The sequence below is a fragment of the Azohydromonas sp. genome (assembly GCF_035325925.1).
In the GTDB taxonomy this organism is placed as follows: domain Bacteria; phylum Pseudomonadota; class Gammaproteobacteria; order Burkholderiales; family Burkholderiaceae_C; genus Calidifontimicrobium.
In genome coordinates this window covers 77,547-98,623 of record NZ_DAOKZA010000012.1, presented here as the reverse complement: position 1 = coordinate 98,623, position 21,077 = coordinate 77,547, and the positions used below count along the sequence as shown (strand labels likewise).

Genomic DNA, 21,077 nt, shown 5'->3' with positions numbered 1-21,077 from the left:
GCGTGCGAACGCTCGGCCTTGGCCAGCGTCTCGAACCAGTCGGCGATCTCGTCGAAGCCCTCGTCGCGCGCGGTCTTGGCCATGCCCGGGTACATGTCCGTGTACTCGTGCGTCTCGCCGGCCACGGCGGCCTTCAGGTTGTCGCGCGTCGCGCCGATCGGCAACCCGGTGGCCGGGTCGCCGACCTGCTCGAGGAACTCGAGGTGCCCGTGCGCGTGGCCGGTCTCGCCCTCGGCGGTCGAGCGGAACAGCGCGGCGACGTCGTTCTGGCCTTCCACGTCGGCCTTGTTCGCGAAGTACAGGTAGCGGCGGTTTGCCATCGATTCACCGGCAAACGCGTCCTTCAGGTTCTGCTCGGTCTTCGATCCTTTCAGTCCCATGTCGGTCTCCTTGGTGGGGGTAACGCGAACGGCTGCACGCGGCGCGCGCCGTGCAGCGCGCGGGGGACCTTAGCGCAGCGTCGGCGGCAGTTCCAATGCATAGAAGCTATGCGAGGCATAGCGGCGTCCTATTCGTTGTGAAATGACAATCGGTCGCATTGCCGACGGACGGTCGATCGTCGACGACCGTGCTCAGGTGGGGCCGCAATGCCAAGCGCTTCGGCCCAAAGGATGTTGCTATACTCGCGGGCTCTTGGGGACGTAGCTCAGCTGGGAGAGCGTCGCGTTCGCAATGCGAAGGTCGGGAGTTCGATCCTCCTCGTCTCCACCACCAAGATACCGCCGTCGACACGAACAGGGCCACCCGTAGCGGTGGCCGTCGTTCTTGCGGGCCACCGCGACGACCGGCGATTGAGGTAGGGTCGCGCCCTGTGAAAGCCGACGCCCTGCCCGCGAGTGCCGAGGCCGCGCAGGACCCGCTGTGGTTCAAGGACGCGGTCATCTACGAACTGCACGTCAAGGCCTATGCCGACGCCAACGGCGACGGCATCGGCGACTTCGCCGGACTCACGCAGCACCTCGACCACGTGCAGTCGCTGGGCGTGAACACGATCTGGCTGCTGCCGTTCTACCCGTCGCCGCTGCGCGACGACGGCTACGACGTCTCGGACTACGAGAACGTGCACCCGTCCTACGGCAGCCTCGACGACGTGCGCCGTTTCGTCGACGAGGCGCACCGCCGCGGGCTGCGCGTGATCACCGAACTGGTCGTCAACCACACGTCCGACCAGCACCCGTGGTTCCAGCGCGCTCGCCGCGCGCCGCGCGGCTCGCCCGAGCGCGAGTTCTACGTGTGGAGCGACGACCCGAAGCGCTACGCCGGCACGCGCATCATCTTCACGGACACCGAGAAGTCCAACTGGGCCTGGGACGAGGTCGCGCAGCAGTACTACTGGCACCGCTTCTTCAGCCACCAGCCCGACCTGAACTTCGACAACCCCGCGGTGCTCGAGGCGGTGGTCCGGATCATGGAGTCCTGGCTCGAGATGGGCATCGACGGCTTCCGCCTCGATGCGATCCCGTACCTGATCGAGCGCGACGGCACCTCCAACGAGAACCTGCGCGAGACGCACGAGGTGATCAAGGAGATCCGCCGTCGCGTCGACGCGAAGTACCCGGGCCGGCTGCTGCTCGCCGAGGCCAACATGTGGCCCGAGGACGTGCGCGAGTACTTCGGCGACGGCGACGAGTGCCACATGGCGTATCACTTCCCGCTGATGCCGCGCATGTACATGGCCATCGCGCAGGAGGAGCGCCACCCGATCTACGAGATCCTGGCGCAGACGCCCGAGATCCCGCCGAACTGCCAGTGGGCGATCTTCCTGCGCAACCACGACGAGCTGACGCTCGAGATGGTGACCAGCCGCGAGCGCGACTACATGTGGCGCATGTACGCCGCCGACCCGCGCGCACGCATCAACCTGGGCATCCGCCGGCGCCTGGCGCCGCTGCTCGAGAACGACCGCCCGCGCATCGAGCTGATGAACTCGCTGCTGCTGTCGATGCCGGGCACGCCGGTGCTGTACTACGGCGACGAGATCGGCATGGGCGACAACATCTTCCTCGGCGACCGCGACGGCGTGCGCACGCCGATGCAGTGGACGAGCGACCGCAACGGCGGCTTCAGCCGCGCCGACCCGCAGCGGCTGTACCTGCCGCCGATCCAGGACCCGGTGTACGGCTACGAGGCGGTCAACGTCGAGGCGCAGTCGCGCGAGCCGTCGTCGCTGCTCAACTGGACACGGCGCATGCTGGCGGTGCGCGCCTCGTCGCAGGCGTTCGGCCGCGGTCGGTTCACGATGCTGCACCCCGGCAACCGCAAGATCGTGGCCTACCTGCGCGAGCTCGACGACGAGGTCATCCTGTGCGTGGCCAACATGAGCCGCGCCGCGCAGCCGGTCGAGCTCGACCTGCACGCCTACAGGGGCCGCGTGCCGGTCGAGATGCTGGGGCGCCACGCGTTCCCGCCGATCGGCGACCTGCCCTACCTGCTGACGCTGCCGGGCCACGGGTTCTTCTGGTTCCGCCTGGCCGCCGACGCTGCACCGCCCGACTGGCACGTCGACCGCGCGCCGGCCGAGGACCTGCCGGTGCTGGTCTTGTTCGACGGCTGGAACAGCCTGTTCCGCCAGCGCGTGGTGCCGTGGCGCATCGGCCTGGCCGACAAGCTGCGCGCGCAGCTCGAAGACGAGTTGCTGCCGCGCTACCTGCGCCGTCAGCGCTGGTTCGACGGCCACGGCGACATCGCGCGCGTGCGCGTCGTCGACCACGCGCTGCTCGAAGGCGGCGCCGGGCAGTGGCTGCTCGCGCTGATGGACGGCGAGGCCGGCCCGACCGCGCCGCCGCGCTGGTTCCTGCCGCTGGCCATCGCGTTCGAGGACCACGACGAGGAACGCCTGCGCGCGCTGGCGCCGGTGGCGGTCAGCCGGGTGCGCCAGCAGGCCGCGGTGGGCGTGCTCGCCGACGCGATGGGCGACGAGGCCTTCTGCCGCGCCCTCGTCGACGCCGTCGGCGGCGCACGCTCGCTGGCGGCCGAGCACGGAAGCGTGCGCTTCACGCCCGGCGCGTCGTTCGCCGCGCTGGTCGGCCAGGCGCCGCCGCAGGCCTGGTCGCTGCTGCGCCTGGGCACCGGCACGAACTCGATCACGCTGCTCGGCGAGCGGCTGATGCTCAAGGCTTACCGCCGGCTGCAACCCGGCGTGTGCCCCGAGCTGGAGATGGCGCGACACCTGGGCGACGCCGTGGGCTTCCCGCACGTCGTGCCGCTGGCCGGCAGCGTCGAGTACCAGCGCGACGGCGGCGAGCCGGTGGTGCTCGCGCTGCTGCAGGCGCAAGTCGCGCACCAGGGCGACGCGTGGGGCTTCGTCGTCGAACAGCTCACCCGGCTGCTCGAGGCGCACCTGGCCGGCACGCTGACCGTCGACGAGGCGCTGGCACCGATCGCCGAGCGCATCACCGTGCTGGCGCGGCGCGTGGCCGAGTTGCACGCCGCGCTGGCGCGGCCCACCGGCGACCCGGCCTTCGAGCCCGAGCCGGTCGACGCGGTCGACCTCGAGCAGTGGCTGCAGGCGGCGCGCGAGCAGCTGCAACGCACGCTGGTCGGCGCCGAGGCACGCGGGATCGCGCTCGACCCCGGCGTCGCCGCGTCGCTCAGCGAAGCCATCGAGCGCGCGCGCGGCACGCCGCTGGCGGCGCTGCGCAGGACGCGCGTGCACGGCAGCTTGCACCTGTCCGAGGTGCTGGTGGTGCAGGACGATTTCGTGCTGATCGACTTCGAGGGCGACGCCAGCGTGCCGGTGGCCGAGCGCCGCGCCAAGCACAGCGCGTTGCGCGACGTCGCCGCGCTGCGCTGCGCGTTCGACGAGGCGCAGCACGCGGCACTGGCTTCGATGGCACAGCTGGCCGGCGAACGCGAGCGGCTCACCGCGGCCGCGCGGCAGTGGGCCGCGGCGGTGCGCTCGGCGTTCTGGCGTGCCTACGCCGACGCGGCGGTCGGCGCCGGCCTGTACCCCGACGCCGCGGCGCTCGACGCGCTGCGCGCCCTGCTGGCGGTGTTCGAGATCGAGCGTGCGCTGCGGATGCTGCGCCACGCGTTGGAACACCGTCCCGACGCGATCGCGCAGCGCCTGGCGGCGCTGGCCGACGCCGCGGCGACCCGCGGCGATTGAACCGGAGACCCGCGATGGAACCCCTGCAAGTCCTGCTCGAACCGCTGCGCGCCCTGCTGCAGCAGGTCGGCACCTTCGTGCCGCGCCTGGCGCTGGCCGCGGTGGTCGTCGCCGTCGGCTGGGCGCTGGCCAAGGCGGTGCGCCTGGCGGTGGTCAAGACGCTGCGCGCCTTCAACTTCCACGTGCTCACCGAACGCTCCGGGGTCGACGCGTTCCTGCAGCAAGGCGGCAGCACGAGGGACACCAGCGACCTGGTGGGCCTGATCGCGTACGCGCTGGTGCTGCTCGCCGCGCTGATGGTCGCCTTCAGCGGCCTCGAGCTGGCGCCGGTGACCGACCTGCTCGCTCGCGTGCTGCTGTTCGTGCCCCGGCTGCTGGTGGCGCTGCTGATCGTCGTGCTCGGCAGCTACTTCGCGCGCTTCGTCGCGCAGTCGGTGACCGGCCACTGGCGTGACGCCGGGCTCGGCGACGCCGACCTCGTCGGCCGGCTGGCGCAGTACGCGGTGCTGGTGTTCGTCGTGCTGCTCGCCGTCGACCACCTCGACGTCGGCGGCGGGCTGATCCAGCAGACTTTCCTGATCCTGCTGGCCGGCGTCGTCGTCGCGCTCGCGCTGGCCTTCGGGCTGGGCGGGCGCGAGCGCGCGGCGCAGGTGATCGAGCGCTGGTTCCCGCGCGACCGCGGGTCGGGCGGCTGAACCGCGGCAGGCGCTTCGACGCCGGCTCAGCCGATCGCGGCGCGCGCGTTGCGGAACATGCGCATCCAAGGGCTGAACCCGTCGGCGCCCGTCGCCGTCCAGCTCATCTGCGCCTGGCGGAACACCCGCTCGGGGTGCGGCATCAAGGCCGTGAAGCGCCCGTCGGCGGTCGTCACGGCCGTGAGGCCCTCGGGGCTGCCGTTCGGGTTGTGCGGGTAGACCTCGGTCGGCCGGCCCTGCGGGTCGACGAAGCACATCGCGCGCACGACTTGAAGCGCGTCGCCGCGCTGCGAGAAGTCGGCGCAGCCCTCGCCGTGGGCCACCGCGATCGGGATGCGGCTGCCGGCCATGCCGGTGAAGAACAGCGACGGGCTCGCGAGCACCTCGACCAGCGACAGCCGCGCCTCGAACTGCTCGCTGCGGTTGCGCGTGAACTTGGGCCACGCGTCGGCGCCGGGGATCAGCGCGGTCAGTGCGGCCATCATCTGGCAGCCGTTGCACACGCCCAGCGCCAGCGTATCCGGGCGCTGGAAGAAGGCGGCGAACCGGTCGGCCAGCGCCGGGTTGTACAGGATCGAGCGCGCCCAGCCCTCGCCGGCGCCGAGCGTGTCGCCGTAACTGAAACCGCCGCAGGCGACGAAGCCCTGGAACTGCTCGAGCCGCGCGCGGCCATGCTGCAGGTCGCTCATGTGCACGTCGAAGGTGTCGAAGCCCGCGGCGTGCAGCGCGTAGCTCATCTCGACCTGCGAATTGACGCCCTGCTCGCGAAGGATCGCCATCTTCGGTCGCGCGACGTTGACGAACGGCGCGGCGACGTCGTCGGCCGGGTCGAACGCCAGGTGCACGTGCAGGCCGGGGTCGTCGGCCGCGCCGGCAAGCGCGTGCTCGCTGTCGGCGCACGCCGGGTTGTCGCGCAGCCGCGCGATGCGCCAGCTCACCTCGTCCCAGGTCTTGTGCAACTGCTCGAGCGGCGCCGAGAACACGCACTTGGTGTCGCGCCAGACTTCCACCACCCCGCGGTCGTTGGCCACGCCGACCACGTGCGTCATGCGGCCCAGGCCGTGCGCGCGCAGCGTCGCCACCGCCGCGTCGCGGTCGCCGCGCCGCACCTGCAGCACCACGCCGAGCTCCTCGGCGAACAGCGCCTTTAGCGTCAGCTCGTTGCGCCGCTCGCCGACCTGGCTGGCCCAGTTCTTCGAGTCGCCGTGGTCGGCGCGGCTGTCGCCGATGCCGTCGCCCTCGGTGACGAGCAGGTCGACGTTCAGGCTCACGCCGCGGTGGCCGGCAAAGGCCATCTCGCATACGCAGGCCCACAGGCCGCCGTCGCTGCGGTCGTGGTAGGCGAGCAGCTGGCCGGTGGCACGCAGCGCGTTGACGGCGGCCGCCAGCGCCTTCAGGCGTTGGGGGTCGTCCAGGTCCGGGGTCTCGTCACCGAAGCGCCCCAGCGTCTGCGCGAGGATCGAGCCGGCCATGCGGTTGCGGCCGGCACCGAGGTCGACCAGGATCAGTGACGTGTCGCCCGGCTGCAGCTGCGGCGTCAGCGTGCCGCGCACGTCGTCGAGCGTCGCGAAGGCGCTGACGATCAGTGACACCGGCGCGACGACCTGCCGGTCGCCGGCGGCGTCGCGCCACTTGGTGCGCATCGACAGGCTGTCCTTGCCGACCGGGATGCCGATGCCCAGCGCCGGGCACAGTTCCATGCCGACAGCCTTGACGGTGTCGTACAGCGCCGCGTCCTCGCCCGGCTCGCCGCAGGCGGCCATCCAGTTCGCACTGAGCTTGACGCGCGACAGCTCGATCGGCGCCGCGAGCAGGTTCGTGACCGCTTCGGCGACTGCCATGCGCCCTGAAGCCGGGGCATCGAGGGCCGCCAGCGGCGTGCGCTCGCCCATCGCCATCGCCTCGCCGCGGTGGCCGCGGAAATCGGCCAGCGTCACCGCGCAGTCGGCCACCGGCACCTGCCAGGGCCCGACCATCGGGTCGCGGTGGCTCAGGCCGCCCACCGTGCGGTCGCCGATCGTGATCAGGAAGCGCTTCGAGGCCACCGTCGGGTGGCGCAGCACGTCGAACGCCACCTGCTCGAGCTTCACGCCGGTCAGCTCCAGCGGCGCCTCCTGGCGCGCGACGCGCTCGACGACGCGGTGCATCCTCGGCGGCTTGCCGAGCAGCACCTCCATCGGCATGTCGATCACGCGACGGGTCTCGCCCTCGGCACCGTCGCCGCTGTCGACGACCAGGTCCCGCGCCTCGGTGGCGACGCCGACCACCGCGTACGGGCAGCGCTCGCGCCGGCACATCTGCTCGAACAGCGGCATCAGCGCCGGGTCGACGGCCAGCACGTAGCGCTCCTGGCTCTCGTTGCACCAGATCTCCTTCGGCGCCAGGCCGCTCTCCTCGAGCGGCACCTGGCGCAGATCGAAGCGCGCGCCCCTGCCCGCGCCGTCGGCCAGTTCCGGGAACGCGTTGGACAGCCCGCCGGCGCCGACGTCGTGGATCGCCAGGACCGGGTTCTGGTCGCCGAGCGCCCAGCAGTGGTTGATGACCTCCTGCGCACGGCGCTGGATCTCGGGGTTGCCGCGCTGCACGCTGTCGAAGTCGAGCGCCGCCGTGTTCGTGCCGGCGGCCATCGAACTGGCGGCGCCGCCGCCCATGCCGATGCGCATGCCCGGGCCACCGAGCTGCACCAGCAGCGTGCCGGCGGGAAACGCGACCTTGTGCGTCTGCGTCGCGTCGATGCTGCCGACGCCGCCGGCGATCATGATCGGCTTGTGGTAGCCGCGCTTCACGCCAGCCACCTGCTGCTCGTAGACGCGAAAGTACCCCGCCAGGTTCGGCCGGCCGAACTCGTTGTTGAACGCCGCGCCGCCCAGCGGCCCGTCGATCATGATCTGCAAGGCGCTCGCGATGTGCCCGGGCTTGCCGACCGGGTCGCGCTCCCACGGTTCGTCGGTGCCGGGCAGGTGCAGGTTCGACACCGAGAAGCCGGTGAGCCCTGCCTTGGGCCGCGCGCCGCGGCCGGTGGCGCCCTCGTCGCGGATCTCGCCGCCGGCGCCGGTGGCGGCACCGGGGAACGGGCTGATCGCGGTCGGGTGGTTGTGCGTCTCGACCTTCATCAGCACGTGCGCGACGCCTCCGCGCGGTGCGTACATCGGCGCGTTCGTGTACCCCAGCGGCAACCAGCGCTCGACGGGGCCGCCTTCCATGACCGCCGCGTTGTCGCTGTAGGCGACCACGGTGCGCTGCGGGCTCGACTTCTCGGTGTGACGGATCATCGCGAACAGGCTGTGCGCCTGACGCTCGCCGTCGATCGTGAAGTCGGCGTTGAAAATCTTGTGCCGACAGTGCTCGCTGTTGGCCTGCGCGAACATCATCAGCTCGACGTCCGTCGGGTTGCGGCCCAAGCGGACGAACGCGTCGACGAGGTAATCGATCTCGTCGTCGGACAGCGCCAGGCCGAACTCGCCGTTCGCACGCACCAGGGCCTGGCGTCCGTGCCCGAGCACGTCGACGTGGACCAGCGGTGGTGCCGGCTGCGCGTCGAACAGGTGTCGCGCGGCGTCGCGTTCGAAGGCCACGGACTCGGTCATGCGGTCGTGCAGCCGCGCGGCCAGCGCCTGGCGCTCGGCGTCGCTCAGCGGCTTCGCGCCGCCGAGCAGCCCGCCCTTCAGCGCGACGCTGAACTCGGTGACACGTTCGATGCGGTGCACCGGCAGGCCGCAGTTGTGCGCGATGTCGGTGGCCTTGCTTGCCCACGGCGAGACCGTGCCCAGGCGCGGCATCACGACGACCAGCACGTCGCCGGTGCGCGGCCCGGGCGACGCAGGCGCCTCCCCGTAGGCCAGCAGGGCCTCGAGGCGGTCGCGCTGCTCGCGCGTCAGCGGCGCGTCGCTGGCCACCCAGTGCACGTGGCGCGCGGCGACGCCGGCGACGCGCGGCACCGCCGCCGACAGGCGGTCGAGCAGCGCGCGCGCGCGGAAGTCGGACAGCGCGCGGCTGCCCTCGAAGTGCATGAGGTGCGAGGAAGCGGTCGGCATGGAACCCGTCGGGCGGCGGCTGCAACAACGGCCTGCCCGCATGCAGGGTGGGCCGGGAGGGGAGACCGCGATTCTACGAGCGCGATGGGATAATCGCGGGCATGTCGATCCCCATCAAGACCGGTGCCGACGTCGACGGCATGCGGCTGGCGTGCCGCCTGGCGTCCGAGGTGCTGGACCTGCTCGCGGCGCACGTGAAGCCGGGTGTCACGACGCTCGAACTCGACCGCATCGCGCACGACCACATCGTGCACGTGCAGGGCGGCGTGCCGGCCACGCTCGGCTACCAGCCGCCGGGCTACCCGCCGTACCCGGCGTCGCTGTGCACGTCGATCAACCATCAGGTGTGCCACGGCATCCCGAACGAGCGAGCGCTGAAGAACGGCGACATCGTCAACATCGATGTCACCGTCATCAAGGACGGCTGGCACGGCGACAACAGCCGCATGTACGTCGTCGGCGAGGGTTCGATCGCGGCGAAGCGCCTGTGCCAGGTGACCTACGAGGCGATGTGGAAGGGCATCGTCAAGGTGCGCCCCGGCGCGCGCCTGGGCGACATCGGCCACGCGATCCAGGCCCACGCCGAGGCGGCAGGCTACTCGGTGGTGCGCGAGTTCTGCGGCCACGGTGTCGGGCGCAAGTTCCACGAGGAGCCGCAGGTGCTGCACTACGGCCGCCCGGGCACGCTCGATGAGTTGAAGCCGGGCATGATCTTCACGATCGAGCCGATGATCAACGCCGGGCGGCGCGAGATCCGCGAGCTCGGCGACGGCTGGACCATCGTCACCAAGGACCGCTCGCTGTCGGCGCAGTGGGAGCACACCGTGCTCGTCACCGACACCGGCTGGGAGGTGCTGACCCTGTCGGCCGGCAGCCCGCCGCCGCCCGACTTCGTGCCGTCGCCGGCGTCGGTGACGGCCTGAACGAGATGGGGTCGCCGTCCGACGCGTCGGGCGTCGGCGCCCTGCGGCAGCAGTTCCGCGACGGCAAGTCCGCGCTGCTCGAGCGCTTCGGCGGCGCGCGCGCCAGCGCGCCGGCGGCCAGTGCACTGCTGCGCGCGCTGGCGCGCCACGTCGACGCGACGCTGACGCTGCTGTGGCAGCGCTGCGGCATGCCCCCCGGCGCGGCGCTGGTGGCCGCCGGCGGCTACGGGCGCGGCGAGCTGTACCCGTACTCCGACGTCGACGTGCTGGTGCTGCTCGACGGCGACGGCGCCACCGACACCGGGCGCGCCGCGATCGAGGCCTTCATCACCGCGTGCTGGGACATCGGGCTCGAGATCGGCTCGTCGGTGCGCACGGTGGCCGAGTGCCTGGCCGAGAGCACGCGCGACGTCACGGTGTGCACGGCGCTGCTCGAGTCGCGCCGCGTGTGCGGCTCGCGGCGCGTGTTCGCCACGTTCCGCCGCGCGCACGACGCCTCGATCGACGCCCGCGCGTTCCTGCGCGCGAAGACGCTCGAGATGCGCCAGCGCCACGTCAAGTACGAGGACACGCCCTACGCGCTCGAGCCCAACTGCAAGGAGAGCCCCGGCGGGCTGCGCGACCTGCAGGTGGTCATCTGGGTCGCACGCGCCGCCGGCCTGGGCCGCAGCTGGGGCGAGCTGGCCGCCAACGGGCTGGTCACGCCGTTCGAGGCCAAGCAGTTGCGGCGCAACGAGGGCCTGCTCAAGCTGATCCGCGCGCGGCTGCACCTGGTGGCCGGCCGGCGCGAGGACCGGCTGGTGTTCGACCTGCAGACCGCGGTGGCTGCGAGCTTCGGCCTCGTCGCGACGCGCACGCAGCGCGCCGGCGAGGTGCTGATGCGCCGCTACTACTGGGCGGCCAAGGCGGTGGCGCAGCTCAACCAGATCCTGATGCTCAACATCGAGGAGCGCGTCAACCGGTCGGAGGCCGCGCCGATGCGTCCGCTCGACGACCCGCGCTTCCTCGACCGGGCCGGCATGCTCGAGGTCGCCAGCGACGACCTCTACGAGCGCGACCCGCACGCGATCCTGCAGACCTTCCTCGCCTTCCAGCGCAGCCCCGGCATCCAGGGGCTGTCGGCGCGCACGCTGCGCGCGCTGTACAACGCGCGCGACCGCATGGACGCGACGTTCCGCCGCGACCCGGTCAACCGCGCGACCTTCATGCAGATGCTGCGGCAGGAGCAGGGACAGACCCACGTGCTGCGGCTGATGAACCAGACCTCGGTGCTCGGGCGCTACCTGTGGGTGTTCCGCCGCATCGTCGGGCAGATGCAGCACGACCTGTTCCACGTCTACACGGTGGACCAGCACATCCTGATGGTCGTGCGCAACATGCGCCGCTTCTTCATCCCCGAGCACGCGCACGAGTACCCGTTTTGCTCGCAGCTCGCGCTGCAGTGGGACAAGCCCTGGCTGTTGTACATCGCCGCGCTGTTCCACGACGTCGCCAAGGGCCGCGGCGGCGACCACTCCGAGCTCGGCGCGCGCGAGGTGCGGCGCTTCTGCCGCGACCACGGCATCGGCGGCGACGACGCGCGGCTGGTCGAGTTCCTGGTGCGCCACCACCTGACGATGTCGCGCATCGCGCAGAAGGAGGACCTGTCGGACCCCGAGGTGATCGCCGCGTTCGCACGCTCGGTGGGCGACCAGCGCACGCTCACGGCGCTGTACCTGCTGACGGTGGCCGACATCCGCGGCACCAGCCCGAAGGTGTGGAACGCGTGGAAGGGCAAGCTGCTCGAGGACCTGTACCGCCTGGCGCTGCGCGCCCTCGGCGGCGCGCGGCCGAACCTGGACGCCGAGATCGAGGCGCGCAAGGCCGAGGCACGGTCGATGCTGGCGCTGGCGTCGCAGCTGCCCGGCACCGAGGAGCGGCTGTGGCGAACGCTCGAGGTCAGCTACTTCGCGCGCCACGACGCGCCCGACATCGCGTGGCACGCGCGCGTGCTCAGGCGCCACGTCGACACCGACCAGCCGGTGGTTCGCGCGCGTCCGTCGTCGGTCGGCGAAGGTCTGCAGGTGCTGGTCTACGCCCCCGACCGCCGCGACCTCTTCGCGCGCATCTGCGGCTACTTCGACGGCGCCGGGTTCAACATCCAGGACGCGAAGATCCACACCACGCGCACCGGCTACGCGCTCGACACGTTCCAGGTCGTGCACCCGCGCATGGAGCCACCCCACGGCAGCAGCTACCGCGACCTGACGGCCTTGGTCGAGACCCAGCTCGAGCGTGCGCTGTCCAGCGACGCGCCGCTGCCCGAACCCAGCCGCGGGCGCGTGTCGCGCCGCGTGCGCTCTTTCCCGGTGACGCCGCGCGTGTCGCTGCGCCCCGACGAACGCGCGCAGCGCTGGCTGCTGTCGATCAGCACCAGCGACCGCTCCGGGTTGCTCTACGGCATCGCCCGCGTGCTGGCGCGCCACCACGTCAACCTGCAGCTGGCCAAGGTGACGACGCTGGGCGAGCGCGTCGAGGACACGTTTCTCGTCGACGGCCCCGAGCTGCAGCAGCCCAAGGCACAGCTGCAGATCGAGAGCGAGCTGCTCGACGCCGTCGCCCCGGTGGCATGAACGACCTGCGCAACGCCCGCGGTGCCCTCCCCTCGAGCAGCACCGCCTGCGGACCGGTCGAGCCGGGTCCGCGGCGCTCGCCCGACGTCCTTCGGCGCTGCGGCCACCGTCGCGACGGCAGCCACTGAGATGGGCGTGACACCGATCGCGGCGCGCGTGCTGGCCGACGATGCGGCGTGCTGCGACACGCTGATCGACGTGCGCTCGCCGGCCGAGTTCGCGGCCGACCACCTGCCCGGCGCCGTCAACTGGCCGGTGCTCGACGACCGCGAGCGCAGGGTCGTGGGCACGCTGTATCAGCAGATCTCGGCGCACGAGGCGCGCAAGGTCGGCGCGGCGCTGGTGGCGCGCAACGTCGCGGCGCACCTCGAACGCTGGGTCGCCGGGCGGCCGCGCGACTGGCGCCCGCTCGTCTACTGCTGGCGCGGCGGGCAGCGTTCGGGCTCGCTGGCGTGGTTCCTCGGGCAGATCGGCTTTCGCACGCAGCAGCTCGCCGGCGGCTACAAGGCCTTTCGCGGCGTCGTGCGCGACGACCTCGAGCGACTGCCGCAGCGCCTCGACCTGCACGTGCTCACCGGACGCACCGGCAGCGGCAAGACGCGGCTGTTGCAGGCGCTGGCCTGTGCCGGTGCGCAGGTCCTCGACCTCGAGGCGCTGGCCCGCCACCGCGGCTCGGTGCTCGGTGCCCTGCCCGGCCGCGCGCAGCCGACGCAAAAGGGGTTCGACACCGCGCTGTGGCAGGCGCTGCGCACGCTCGACCCGGCGCGGCCGGTGTTCGTCGAGAGCGAGAGCCGCAAGATCGGCGCCCTGCAGCTGCCCGACGCGCTGGTCGCGCGCATGCGCGACCACGGCCGCTGCGTCGAGGTGGCGATGGGCGATGCGCAACGCGTCGCGCTGCTGCTCGAGGACTACGCGTTCTTCGTCAGCGACGTCGAGCACTTCTGCCGCCGCCTCGACGCCCTGGTGCCGCTGTGCGGCCGCGAGCGCGTGCACGCCTGGCAGCATCTGGCGCGCGCCGGGCGCTGGGCCGACGTGTTCGGCGCGCTGATGCGCGAGCACTACGACCCGCTGTACGAGCGCTCGATGCAGCGCCACTTCGTGCAGCGCGCGCATGCGCAGCGCCTGCACCTGCGCGACGGCGCCGCGGGCACGCTGGCCGCCGCGGCGGCGCAGCTGCACGCCGCGTCGCTGCGCCCGCGCTGACCGGCCCCGCGGCGCCCGTCGGCGACGCGCGCGGGTGCATGGCAACATCGCCCCCGATGACAAGCCCTGCGCGCCCCGATTCGCCGGCGGTGCCGGTGCGTGCGGCCACGCTGGCCTCCACCGGACGCTGGCTGGCCGCCGGCTGGCGCGACTTCGCGCGCAACCCGGGGCCGGGGTTCGTCCACGGTGCCGCGCTCGCACTGTTCGGCGCGCTGCTGTTCGCGCTCGCGCACGACCGCTTCTGGCTGCTTGCCGGTGCGTTCAGCGGATTCCTGCTGCTCGCGCCGATCCTGGCCACCGGGTTGTACGCGATCAGCCGCGGCGTCGAGCGCGGCGAGCGCGTGGACATGCGCACGGCACTGGCGGCCTGGCGGCCGCGCAACCGCAACCTGGTGGTGTTCGGCGTGCTGCTCGCGGCAGCCGGCACCGGCTGGGTGCTGTGCTCGGCGGCGCTGATCACGCTGTTCGCCGACGCGCCGGTGCGCAATCCGCTGGACTTCGTCCGCGTGGTCGTGCTGTCGCCCGACCCGACGCTGTTCGCCGCCTGGCTGGCGCTGGGCGGCACGCTGGCCGCGCCGGTGTTCGCGTCGACGGTGGTCGCGATCCCGCTGCTGCTCGACCGCGACGTCGGCCTGTGGCGCGCGGTGATGACGAGCTGGCGCGTCGTCGTCGAGAACCCGCTGCCGCTGGCGCTGTGGGCGGCGATCCTGATGCTCGTGACCGCGGCGGCGATCGTCGCCGGGGTGCTCGGGCTGCTGGTCGTCGTGCCGTGGCTGGCGCACGCCAGCTGGCACGCCTACCGCGACCTGGTCGACGCCTCGCAGCTGCCCGAGGCCCGCTGACCGAGGCGCGCGCGATGTTCGGCTACACGGAGGAACAGATCGCCTGGTTCGGCCTGACCTTCGGCGTCACGGCCTTCATGCTGTACATGGTGTTCATCATCGTGCAGCTGGCGCGCGAGTCGAAGGCCGGCCGTTTCGGCACCTTCGTGCTGCTGCTGGTGCTGGGTTTCGGCATGCTCGGCTTCGCCGCCAAGGGCCTCATCAAGTACTTCATCGGCGGGCAATGAACAGCGCCGGCCGGTGCCGGCGCTCTCGACCTTCAGGCGGGCGCCCCCTCCAGGCCGGGGGCGCGACGGGACCCGCCAGGGCACCCGCACGGATGATCGCCTTCGGCGGCCGTCCCGGCCCGGGCACGCAAGACGCACCCGGGTGCGAGCGAGGCGACGGACCGTCCGCAGGGACGCTCAGTCGCCCGCGTTCATCCCATGTGCAGTCCGCCGTTGCAGCTGAAGTCGGCCCCGGTGGTAAATCCGCTGTCGGGCCCGGCCAGCCACGCGACGATCGAGCCGATCTCCTCGGGCGTGCCCAGCCGCTTGACCGGGATCGTGGCGACGATCTTCTCCAGGATCTCCGGCTTGATCGCGCGCACCATGTCGGTGCCGATGTAGCCCGGGCTCACGGTATTGACCGTCACGCCCTTGGCCGCCACCTCCTGCGCCAGTGCCATCGTGAAGCCGTGCATGCCGGCCTTGGCCGCGCTGTAGTTGGTCTGCCCCGCCTGGCCCTTCTCGCCGTTGACGCTGCTGATCTGGATGATGCGGCCCCAGCCGCGCTCCACCATGTCGGCGACCACCTGCTTGGTGACGTTGAACATCGAGTTCAGGTTGGTGTCGATCACCGCGTCCCAGTCGTCGCGTGTCATCTTCAGGAACATGCGGTCGCGCGTGATGCCGGCGTTGTTGACCAGCACGTCGATCGGGCCGTGTTCCTCCTTGGCCCTGGAGAACGCGGCCACCGTCGAGTCCCAGTCGGCGACGTTGCCCACCGACGCGTAGAACGTGTAGCCCAGCGCCTTCTGCTCGTCGAGCCACTTGACGTAGTCGCGGCTCGGACCGCAGCCCGCGATCACCTTGAAACCATCCTTCGCCAGCCGCTGGCAGATCGCGGTGCCGATGCCGCCCATGCCGCCGGTGACGTAGGCCACTTTCTGTGTCATTGCTCTCTCCTGGGTTTGTCCGTGATGAACGTATCGAGCGTCCCGCCGGGCCGCGTGGTGGTCAAGCGGGTTCGCCCGGGGTGCCTCAGCGCTCGACGGCGAGTGCCACGCCCATGCCGCCGCCGATGCACAGCGCCGCCAGGCCCTTCTTCGCTTCGCGGCGCTGCATCTCGTGCAGCAGCGTCACCAGGATGCGGCAACCGCTGGCGCCGATCGGGTGGCCGATCGCGATCGCGCCGCCGTTGACGTTGACCTTCGCCGGGTCGTTCTCGAGCACCTTGTTCACCGCACAGGCCTGCGCGGCGAATGCCTCGTTGAGCTCGAACAGGTCCACGTCGCCGACGTTCCAGCCCGCGCGCGCCAGCGCCTTGCGCGACGCCGGCACCGGGCCCATGCCCATCGTCGCCGGGTCCAGACCGCTGGTGGCGTAGCTGGCGATGCGCGCCAGCGGCTTCAGCCCGAGTTCGGCGGCCTTCTTCGCGCTCATCACCACCACCGCCGCGGCGCCGTCGTTGATGCCGCTGGCGTTGCCGGCGGTGACGCTGCCCGCCTTGTCGAACGCGGGCCGAAGCCCGGCCAGTGCGTCGGCGTTGGTCTTGGTGTTGATGTACTCGTCGCTCGCGAACACCAGCGCTTCGCCCTTCTTCTGCGGAATCGTCACACCGACGATCTCGTCCTTGAAGCGCCCCGCCGCCTGCGCCGCCGCCGCCTTCTGCTGGCTGGCCAGCGCCAGCGCGTCCTGCATCTCGCGCGTGATGCCGTGCGCCTTGGCCACGTTCTCGGCCGTGATGCCCATGTGGTACTGGTTGTACACGTCCCACAGGCCGTCGACGATCATGCTGTCGATCATCTTCCAGTCGCCCATGCGCTGGCCGTCGCGGCTGCCCAGCAGCACGTGCGGGCTGGCGCTCATGTTCTCCTGGCCGCCGGCGACGACGATCTCGCTGTCGCCGGTGGCCACCGCCTGCGCGGCGAGCATCACGGCCTTCAGGCCCGAGCCGCAGACGGCGTTGATCGTCAGCGCCGGCGTCTCCTTGGGCACGCCGGCCTTCATCATCGCCTGGCGCGCCGGGTTCTGCCCGGCGCCTGCGGCCAGCACCTGACCCATGATGACCTCACCGACCTGCGCGGGGTCGAGCCGGGCGCGCGCGATGGCCTCGCGGATCACGATCGCCCCGAGCTCGGTGGCCGGGGTCTTGGCGAGCGAGCCGCCGAACTTGCCCACGGCGGTGCGGGCGGCGGCGACGATGACGATGTCGGTCATGGCGGGTCTCCTGGTTGGAACGAATGAGGAACGGAAATCAGGCCTTCTGCTTGACGTAACGGCCCGGCGCGGGCTCGATCGGTTTGTAGCCGCGCGCGCCGTAGCCCTTCGGCGCGGGCACCAGCTTGCCGGCGTGCGGACGCAGCCAGTCGGACCAGCGGGTCCACCAACTGCCGGGGTGCTCGGTCGCACCGGCCAGCCACTGGTGCGCCTCGGCGGGCAGGCGGTCGTGCGTCCAGTGGCTGCGCTTGCCCTTGGCCGGCGGGTTGATGACGCCGGCGATGTGGCCCGAGGCGCCGAGCACGAAGGTCTTCTCGCCCTCGAGGATCGCGGTGCTGGCGTACGCGGCTTCCCAGGGCACGATGTGGTCCTCGCGCGACGCGTAGATGAACACCGGCGCCCGGATCGCGCCGAGGTCGAGCTTTTCGCCGCACACCGTCAGCCTGCCGGGGAGCTTCAGTTCGTCCTGCAGGTAGGTGTGGCGCAGGTACCAGCAGTACATCGGCCCGGGCAGGTTGGTGCTGTCGCCGTTCCAGTACAGCAGGTCGAACGGCGGCGGCGCCTCGCCCTTGAGGTAGTTGCCGACGACGTAGTTCCACACCAGGTCGTTGGGACGCAGGAAGCTGAACGTGGTGGCCAGTTCCTTGCCGTGCAGCAGCTTCGGCCCGCCGGGTGCGCGCTCGCCGAGCGTCATCTCGCGCAGCTGCACGCTGGCCTCGTCGACGAACACGTCGAGGATGCCGGTGTCGCTGAAGTCGAGCAGCGTGGTCAGCAGCGTCAGGCTCGACGCCGGCTGCTCGCCGCGCGCGGCGAGCACCGCCAGCGCGGTGGCGAGGATCGTGCCGCCGACGCAGAAGCCCAGCGTGTCGAGCGTCTTCGCGCCGGTGATGGCCTGCACCGTGCGGATCGCGGCGACGGCCCCCTGCTCGATGTAGTCGTCCCAGGTCTTGTGCGCGAGCGAGACGTCGGGGTTGCGCCAGCTGACGACGAAGGTGCGGTGCCCCTGCTCGACCGTGTAGCGGATCAGCGAGTTGTCGGGCTGCAGGTCGAGGATGTAGTACTTGTTGATGCACGGCGGCACGAACAGCATCGGGCGCTCGTGAACCTTGGCGGTCAGCGGCTTGTACTCGATGAGCTGGATCAGCTCGTTCTCGAACACCACGGCGCCCTCGGTGGTGGCGACGTTGCGTCCGACCTCGAACACGCTGGTGTCGGTCTGCGAGACATGGCCCTGCTGCAGGTCCTTGAGCAGCAACTGCATGCCCTGCGCGATGCTCTCGCCGCGCGTCTCGAGCGCCTTGCGCTGCGCCTCGGGGTTCAGCGCGAGACAGTTGCTCGGGCTCGCCGCGTCGATCCACTGCTGCACCGCGAAGCGCACGCGCTGGCGCGTCTTCTCGTCGCCCTCGAGCGCCTCGGCCAACTGCATCAGCGTGCGCGCGTTGAGCAGGTACACCTGCGCCAGATACGCCGCGGCCGGGTTGGCGGCCCAGTCCTGCGCGGCGAAGCGCCGGTCGGGCAGCGCCTGCGCCTTGCCGCCGTCGGCCGACTGCAGGCGGGCGAGCGTGGTGTTCCAGAGGGTGGTAGCCTCCTTCACGTAGTCGCCCTGCAGCTGCGCCAGCGTCTGCTGCGGCAGGCTCAGCCCGGAGAACGCCTTCCAGACCTCGCCGACCGCGGCGCCGAAGGCCTGGGCGGACTCACCGATCGGGGCAGTGGACGGATGGGGCTTGTCAGGCACTCGGGTCTCCTGGTCGGCGCACGCGGCGCGAGCCGGATTGGCAGCGTGAAGTCTTTCACGTTGTAGCCGGTTCTGCTTACCGCATCATGACATGTGCTTTCATCGATTGAAAATACGCAGCATTGCGTAATCGTTGCACCGCCCACTGCCGTGTACCTGATCCCGATCGCCTGGATGTACGTCGTGCTGATGGTCGCCATCGTCGAGGCGGTGTCGCCGAACGGCACCTGGCTCGGCGCGGCGTTCACCGTCGTTCTCTACGGGTTGCTGCCGCTGGCGATCGTGATGTACGTGCTCGGCACACCGGCGCGCCGTCGCCTGCGCCGCGAGGCGCAAGCCGCCGCGTCAGCGGCGCCAGACGGCCGCGACGTGCCGCCCGGTGACGCCATCGCGCCGGTACGAGAAGAACGCTGAGCGATCCTCGACGGTGCAGCCGTGGCCGCCGTCGAACCGCACCGCCCCCGCCGCGGCGAGCCGCTCGCGCGCCAGCCCGGGCAGGTCGCACAGCCAACGCCACCGACCGTCTGCGCGGCGGCGCGGCACGAAGTGCGGCGATGCGTCGCCCGCCGGGTCGACGCCGAAGGCACCCAGCACGTCGTCGCCGACCTCGAACCGGCGTGGCCCGATGCACGGTCCCAGCCACACCGCGACTTCGTTCGCGGCACAGCCGGCGAGGGCCGCCACGCGGTCGAGCGTGCATTCGACGACGCCGCCAGCCAGCCCGCGCCAGCCCGCGTGCGCTGCACCGACCGCGCGCCCGCCGGGTGCGGCAAACAGCACCGGCAGGCAGTCGGCCACCTGCACCGCACAGGCCACGCCCGCCGCGTCGGTGACCGCGGCGTCGGCCTCGATCGGCACGCGCGACGCGTCGGCGGCGTCGATGCGCACGACGCGGGTGCCGTGCACCTGGCGCAGATAGACCACCGGCACGCCGATCGCCGACGCCACGCGGCGCCGGTTCTCGGCGACCGCGAGCGGGTCGTCGCCGACCGCGTCGCCGACGTTGAGCGTGTCCCACGGCGCGCGGCTCACGCCGCCGGCGCGCGTGGTCATCAGCGCGCCGACGCCGGTCACGGCCCAGTCGGGCACGATGCCGGCCAGCGCGTCAGCGTGCATCCGGGCACGCCGATGGCTGCGTCTTCGCGAACGCCTCGAGCGTCATGCAGTGCTCGAAGACGCGCATCACGGTCGGCACGTGGTCGAGCCGGCAGGCAAAACGCTGCGCATTGTGGATCTGCGGCACGAGCGCGATGTCGGCCAGCGTGGGCCGGTCGCCGTGGCAGCAGCGTCCGGTCGACGGATGCCCGGCCAGCTGCCGCTCGATCGAGGCGAGCCCGGTCTCGACCCAGTGGCGGTACCAGCGGTCCTTGTCGTCGTCGGCAACCTTGAGATCGTGCACCAGGTAGCGCAGCACGCGCAGGTTGTTCAGCGGGTGGATCTCGCAGGCGACGTCGAGCGCGAGCGCCCGCACGCGGGCACGCCCGACCGGGTCGGCCGGCAGCAGCGGCGGTTGCGGGTGCGTCTCGTCGAGGTACTCGACGATGGCCAGCGACTGCGTGAGCACCTTGTCGCCGTCCTTGAGCAGCGGCACCAGGCGCGACGCGGCGACGGCAGCGTAGGACTCGCCCATCTGCTCGTTGGCCGGCAGGTTCACCGGCACGTACTCGTAGTCGAGCCCCTTGAGCGCGAGCGCGATGCGCACGCGGTACGAGGCCGACGAGCGGAAGTAGTTGTACAACTGCATCTCGATGTGCTCCTTCAGCGCACGGCCACGCGCAGCGTGCCGAGCCCGTCGATCGAGGCCTCCATCACGTCGCCCCGCACCACCGTGCCGACGCCCGCCGGCGTGCCGGTGAACACCAGGTCACCCGGCGCGAGCGTCCACGCGCGGCTGATCGCGGCGATCGTCTCGTCGACGCTCCAGATCAGGTCGGCGATGTCGCCGCGCTGGCGCTCCTGCCCGTTGACCGACAGCGTGATCGAGCCGCGCGTGAAGGCGCCGGTGGCGCTGGCCGGGTGGATCGGGCCCAGCGGCGCCGACTGCTCGAAGGCCTTGCCGATGCTCCACGGCCGACCGAGCTTCTTCATCTCGGACTGCAGGTCGCGCCGCGTCATGTCGAGCCCGATCGCGTGGCCGAACACGTGCGCGTGCGCCTGGCTCGGGGCGATGTCGGTGCCGCCGCGGCCGATCGCCACCACCAGCTCGACCTCGTGCTGCAGGTCGTGCGTCAGCGCAGGGTAGTCGATCGTACCGCCGTCGCCGGTGATCGGCACCGCGACGTCGGCCGGCTTGAGGAAGAAGAACGGCGGTTCGCGCCCGCTGTGCCCCATCTCGCGCGCGTGCTCGACGTAGTTGCGCCCGACGCAGTAGATGCGGTGCACCGGGAAGCCGCCGCCGCCGACCACCGGCACCACGACCGGCGCAGGCGCGGGGATCACGAAGGGCGGGTGCGGCATGCGGCGACTCCGGGCGGGCGAGCGGCGCATGATGCCACGCGACCCTCG

Annotated in this window: 16 protein-coding genes and 1 tRNA gene; 9 read left to right on the top strand and 8 right to left on the bottom strand. The window is 71.6% G+C overall.

The genetic code is table 11. The features are described from left to right. Nucleotides 1-380, bottom strand: a 380-nt coding sequence (locus PKC53_RS06785; RefSeq protein WP_324427556.1) for a rubrerythrin family protein, incomplete at its 3' end; no start/stop codon positions are given. 255 nt (nucleotides 381-635) lie between these two features. Here PKC53_RS06785 and PKC53_RS06780 point away from each other — a divergent pair. From PKC53_RS06780 to PKC53_RS06770, 3 genes are all read left to right on the top strand, one after another. Then, nucleotides 636-711 (top strand) — tRNA-Ala (locus PKC53_RS06780). 100 nt (nucleotides 712-811) lie between these two features. Continuing rightward, a complete protein-coding gene (gene treS / locus PKC53_RS06775; protein ID WP_324427554.1) occupies nucleotides 812-4,108 on the top strand; it encodes a maltose alpha-D-glucosyltransferase in 3,297 nt (1,098 codons plus the stop codon). A gap of 14 nt (nucleotides 4,109-4,122) precedes the next feature. Beyond that, nucleotides 4,123-4,803, top strand: a complete 681-nt coding sequence (locus PKC53_RS06770; protein WP_324427553.1) for a hypothetical protein — start codon at nucleotides 4,123-4,125, stop codon at nucleotides 4,801-4,803. 26 nt (nucleotides 4,804-4,829) lie between these two features. Here PKC53_RS06770 and purL read toward each other — a convergent pair whose 3' ends face one another. Next, nucleotides 4,830-8,837 (bottom strand): phosphoribosylformylglycinamidine synthase, encoded by a 4,008-nt coding sequence (purL, locus tag PKC53_RS06765; protein ID WP_324427551.1) that lies wholly within the window; start codon nucleotides 8,835-8,837, stop codon nucleotides 4,830-4,832. 101 nt (nucleotides 8,838-8,938) lie between these two features. On the opposite strand from purL, the gene map reads away from it, so the two are divergent. The 5 genes from map to PKC53_RS06740 all read left to right on the top strand — a co-directional run bounded on the left by map (nucleotide 8,939) and on the right by PKC53_RS06740 (nucleotide 14,644). Then, nucleotides 8,939-9,760, top strand: a complete 822-nt coding sequence (gene map / locus PKC53_RS06760; RefSeq protein ID WP_324427549.1) for a type I methionyl aminopeptidase — start codon at nucleotides 8,939-8,941, stop codon at nucleotides 9,758-9,760. Between the two features lie 5 nt (nucleotides 9,761-9,765). Next, on the top strand, nucleotides 9,766-12,372 hold the full coding sequence (locus PKC53_RS06755; RefSeq protein ID WP_324427547.1) for a [protein-PII] uridylyltransferase: 2,607 nt from the start codon (nucleotides 9,766-9,768) through the stop codon (nucleotides 12,370-12,372). 135 nt (nucleotides 12,373-12,507) lie between these two features. Further along, entirely contained in the window at nucleotides 12,508-13,575 is a 1,068-nt protein-coding gene (gene mnmH, locus PKC53_RS06750) for a tRNA 2-selenouridine(34) synthase MnmH (RefSeq protein ID WP_324427545.1), read from the top strand. 56 nt (nucleotides 13,576-13,631) lie between these two features. After that, nucleotides 13,632-14,417 carry a DUF2189 domain-containing protein gene (locus tag PKC53_RS06745; protein ID WP_324427542.1) on the top strand — a complete coding sequence of 262 codons (786 nt, stop codon included), beginning with the start codon at nucleotides 13,632-13,634 and terminating at the stop codon, nucleotides 14,415-14,417. A gap of 14 nt (nucleotides 14,418-14,431) precedes the next feature. Beyond that, nucleotides 14,432-14,644, top strand: coding sequence for a DUF2788 domain-containing protein (locus PKC53_RS06740; RefSeq protein ID WP_324427540.1), 213 nt, complete (start codon nucleotides 14,432-14,434; stop codon nucleotides 14,642-14,644). A 191-nt stretch (nucleotides 14,645-14,835) separates the two neighbouring features. On the opposite strand, the gene phbB is transcribed toward PKC53_RS06740, so the two are convergent. The 3 genes from phbB to phaC form a co-directional block, all read right to left on the bottom strand. Continuing rightward, the gene (phbB, locus tag PKC53_RS06735; RefSeq protein ID WP_324427538.1) at nucleotides 14,836-15,573 is read right to left on the bottom strand and encodes an acetoacetyl-CoA reductase; all 738 of its coding nucleotides are present in this window, start codon (nucleotides 15,571-15,573) and stop codon (nucleotides 14,836-14,838) included. Nucleotides 15,574-15,658: 85 nt separating this feature from the next. Next, the gene (locus PKC53_RS06730; RefSeq protein ID WP_324427536.1) at nucleotides 15,659-16,837 is read right to left on the bottom strand and encodes an acetyl-CoA C-acetyltransferase; all 1,179 of its coding nucleotides are present in this window, start codon (nucleotides 16,835-16,837) and stop codon (nucleotides 15,659-15,661) included. 37 nt (nucleotides 16,838-16,874) lie between these two features. Then, complete coding sequence (gene phaC / locus PKC53_RS06725) at nucleotides 16,875-18,476, bottom strand: class I poly(R)-hydroxyalkanoic acid synthase (protein WP_324427560.1); 1,602 nt, start codon at nucleotides 18,474-18,476, stop codon at nucleotides 16,875-16,877. Nucleotides 18,477-18,722: 246 nt separating this feature from the next. Between phaC and PKC53_RS06720 the strand changes: the two genes are divergently transcribed. Further along, entirely contained in the window at nucleotides 18,723-18,986 is a 264-nt protein-coding gene (locus PKC53_RS06720) for a hypothetical protein (RefSeq protein ID WP_324427534.1), read from the top strand. On the opposite strand, the gene pgeF is transcribed toward PKC53_RS06720, so the two are convergent. Genes pgeF through PKC53_RS06705 form a run of 3 tightly spaced genes read right to left on the bottom strand, consistent with a single transcriptional unit; the run spans nucleotide 18,918 to nucleotide 21,029 of the window. After that, nucleotides 18,918-19,688: a peptidoglycan editing factor PgeF gene (gene pgeF / locus PKC53_RS06715; protein WP_324427532.1), complete on the bottom strand. Its 771-nt coding sequence runs from the start codon at nucleotides 19,686-19,688 to the stop codon at nucleotides 18,918-18,920. The two genes, PKC53_RS06720 and pgeF, sit on opposite strands and share 69 nt — an antisense overlap. After that, complete coding sequence (maiA, locus tag PKC53_RS06710) at nucleotides 19,678-20,316, bottom strand: maleylacetoacetate isomerase (protein WP_324427530.1); 639 nt, start codon at nucleotides 20,314-20,316, stop codon at nucleotides 19,678-19,680. Before maiA ends, pgeF begins: the two co-directional genes overlap by 11 nt. Nucleotides 20,317-20,330: 14 nt before the next feature. Beyond that, on the bottom strand, nucleotides 20,331-21,029 hold the full coding sequence (locus tag PKC53_RS06705) for a fumarylacetoacetate hydrolase family protein (RefSeq protein WP_324427528.1): 699 nt from the start codon (nucleotides 21,027-21,029) through the stop codon (nucleotides 20,331-20,333). Nucleotides 21,030-21,077: the final 48 nt, after the last annotated feature.

Excerpts from the sequence above, each read along its gene's own strand:
- PKC53_RS06770 (WP_324427553.1), top strand. The coding sequence starts at position 4,123 with ATGGAACCCCTGCAAGTCCTGCTCGAACCGCTGCGCGCCCTGCTGCAG.
- purL (WP_324427551.1), bottom strand. The coding sequence starts at position 8,837 with ATGCCGACCGCTTCCTCGCACCTCATGCACTTCGAGGGCAGCCGCGCG.
- map (WP_324427549.1), top strand. The coding sequence starts at position 8,939 with ATGTCGATCCCCATCAAGACCGGTGCCGACGTCGACGGCATGCGGCTG.
- PKC53_RS06755 (WP_324427547.1), top strand. The coding sequence starts at position 9,766 with ATGGGGTCGCCGTCCGACGCGTCGGGCGTCGGCGCCCTGCGGCAGCAG.
- PKC53_RS06745 (WP_324427542.1), top strand. The coding sequence starts at position 13,632 with ATGACAAGCCCTGCGCGCCCCGATTCGCCGGCGGTGCCGGTGCGTGCG.
- PKC53_RS06740 (WP_324427540.1), top strand. The coding sequence starts at position 14,432 with ATGTTCGGCTACACGGAGGAACAGATCGCCTGGTTCGGCCTGACCTTC.
- phbB (WP_324427538.1), bottom strand. The coding sequence starts at position 15,573 with ATGACACAGAAAGTGGCCTACGTCACCGGCGGCATGGGCGGCATCGGC.
- PKC53_RS06730 (WP_324427536.1), bottom strand. The coding sequence starts at position 16,837 with ATGACCGACATCGTCATCGTCGCCGCCGCCCGCACCGCCGTGGGCAAG.
- pgeF (WP_324427532.1), bottom strand. The coding sequence starts at position 19,688 with ATGCACGCTGACGCGCTGGCCGGCATCGTGCCCGACTGGGCCGTGACC.
- maiA (WP_324427530.1), bottom strand. The coding sequence starts at position 20,316 with ATGCAGTTGTACAACTACTTCCGCTCGTCGGCCTCGTACCGCGTGCGC.
- PKC53_RS06705 (WP_324427528.1), bottom strand. The coding sequence starts at position 21,029 with ATGCCGCACCCGCCCTTCGTGATCCCCGCGCCTGCGCCGGTCGTGGTG.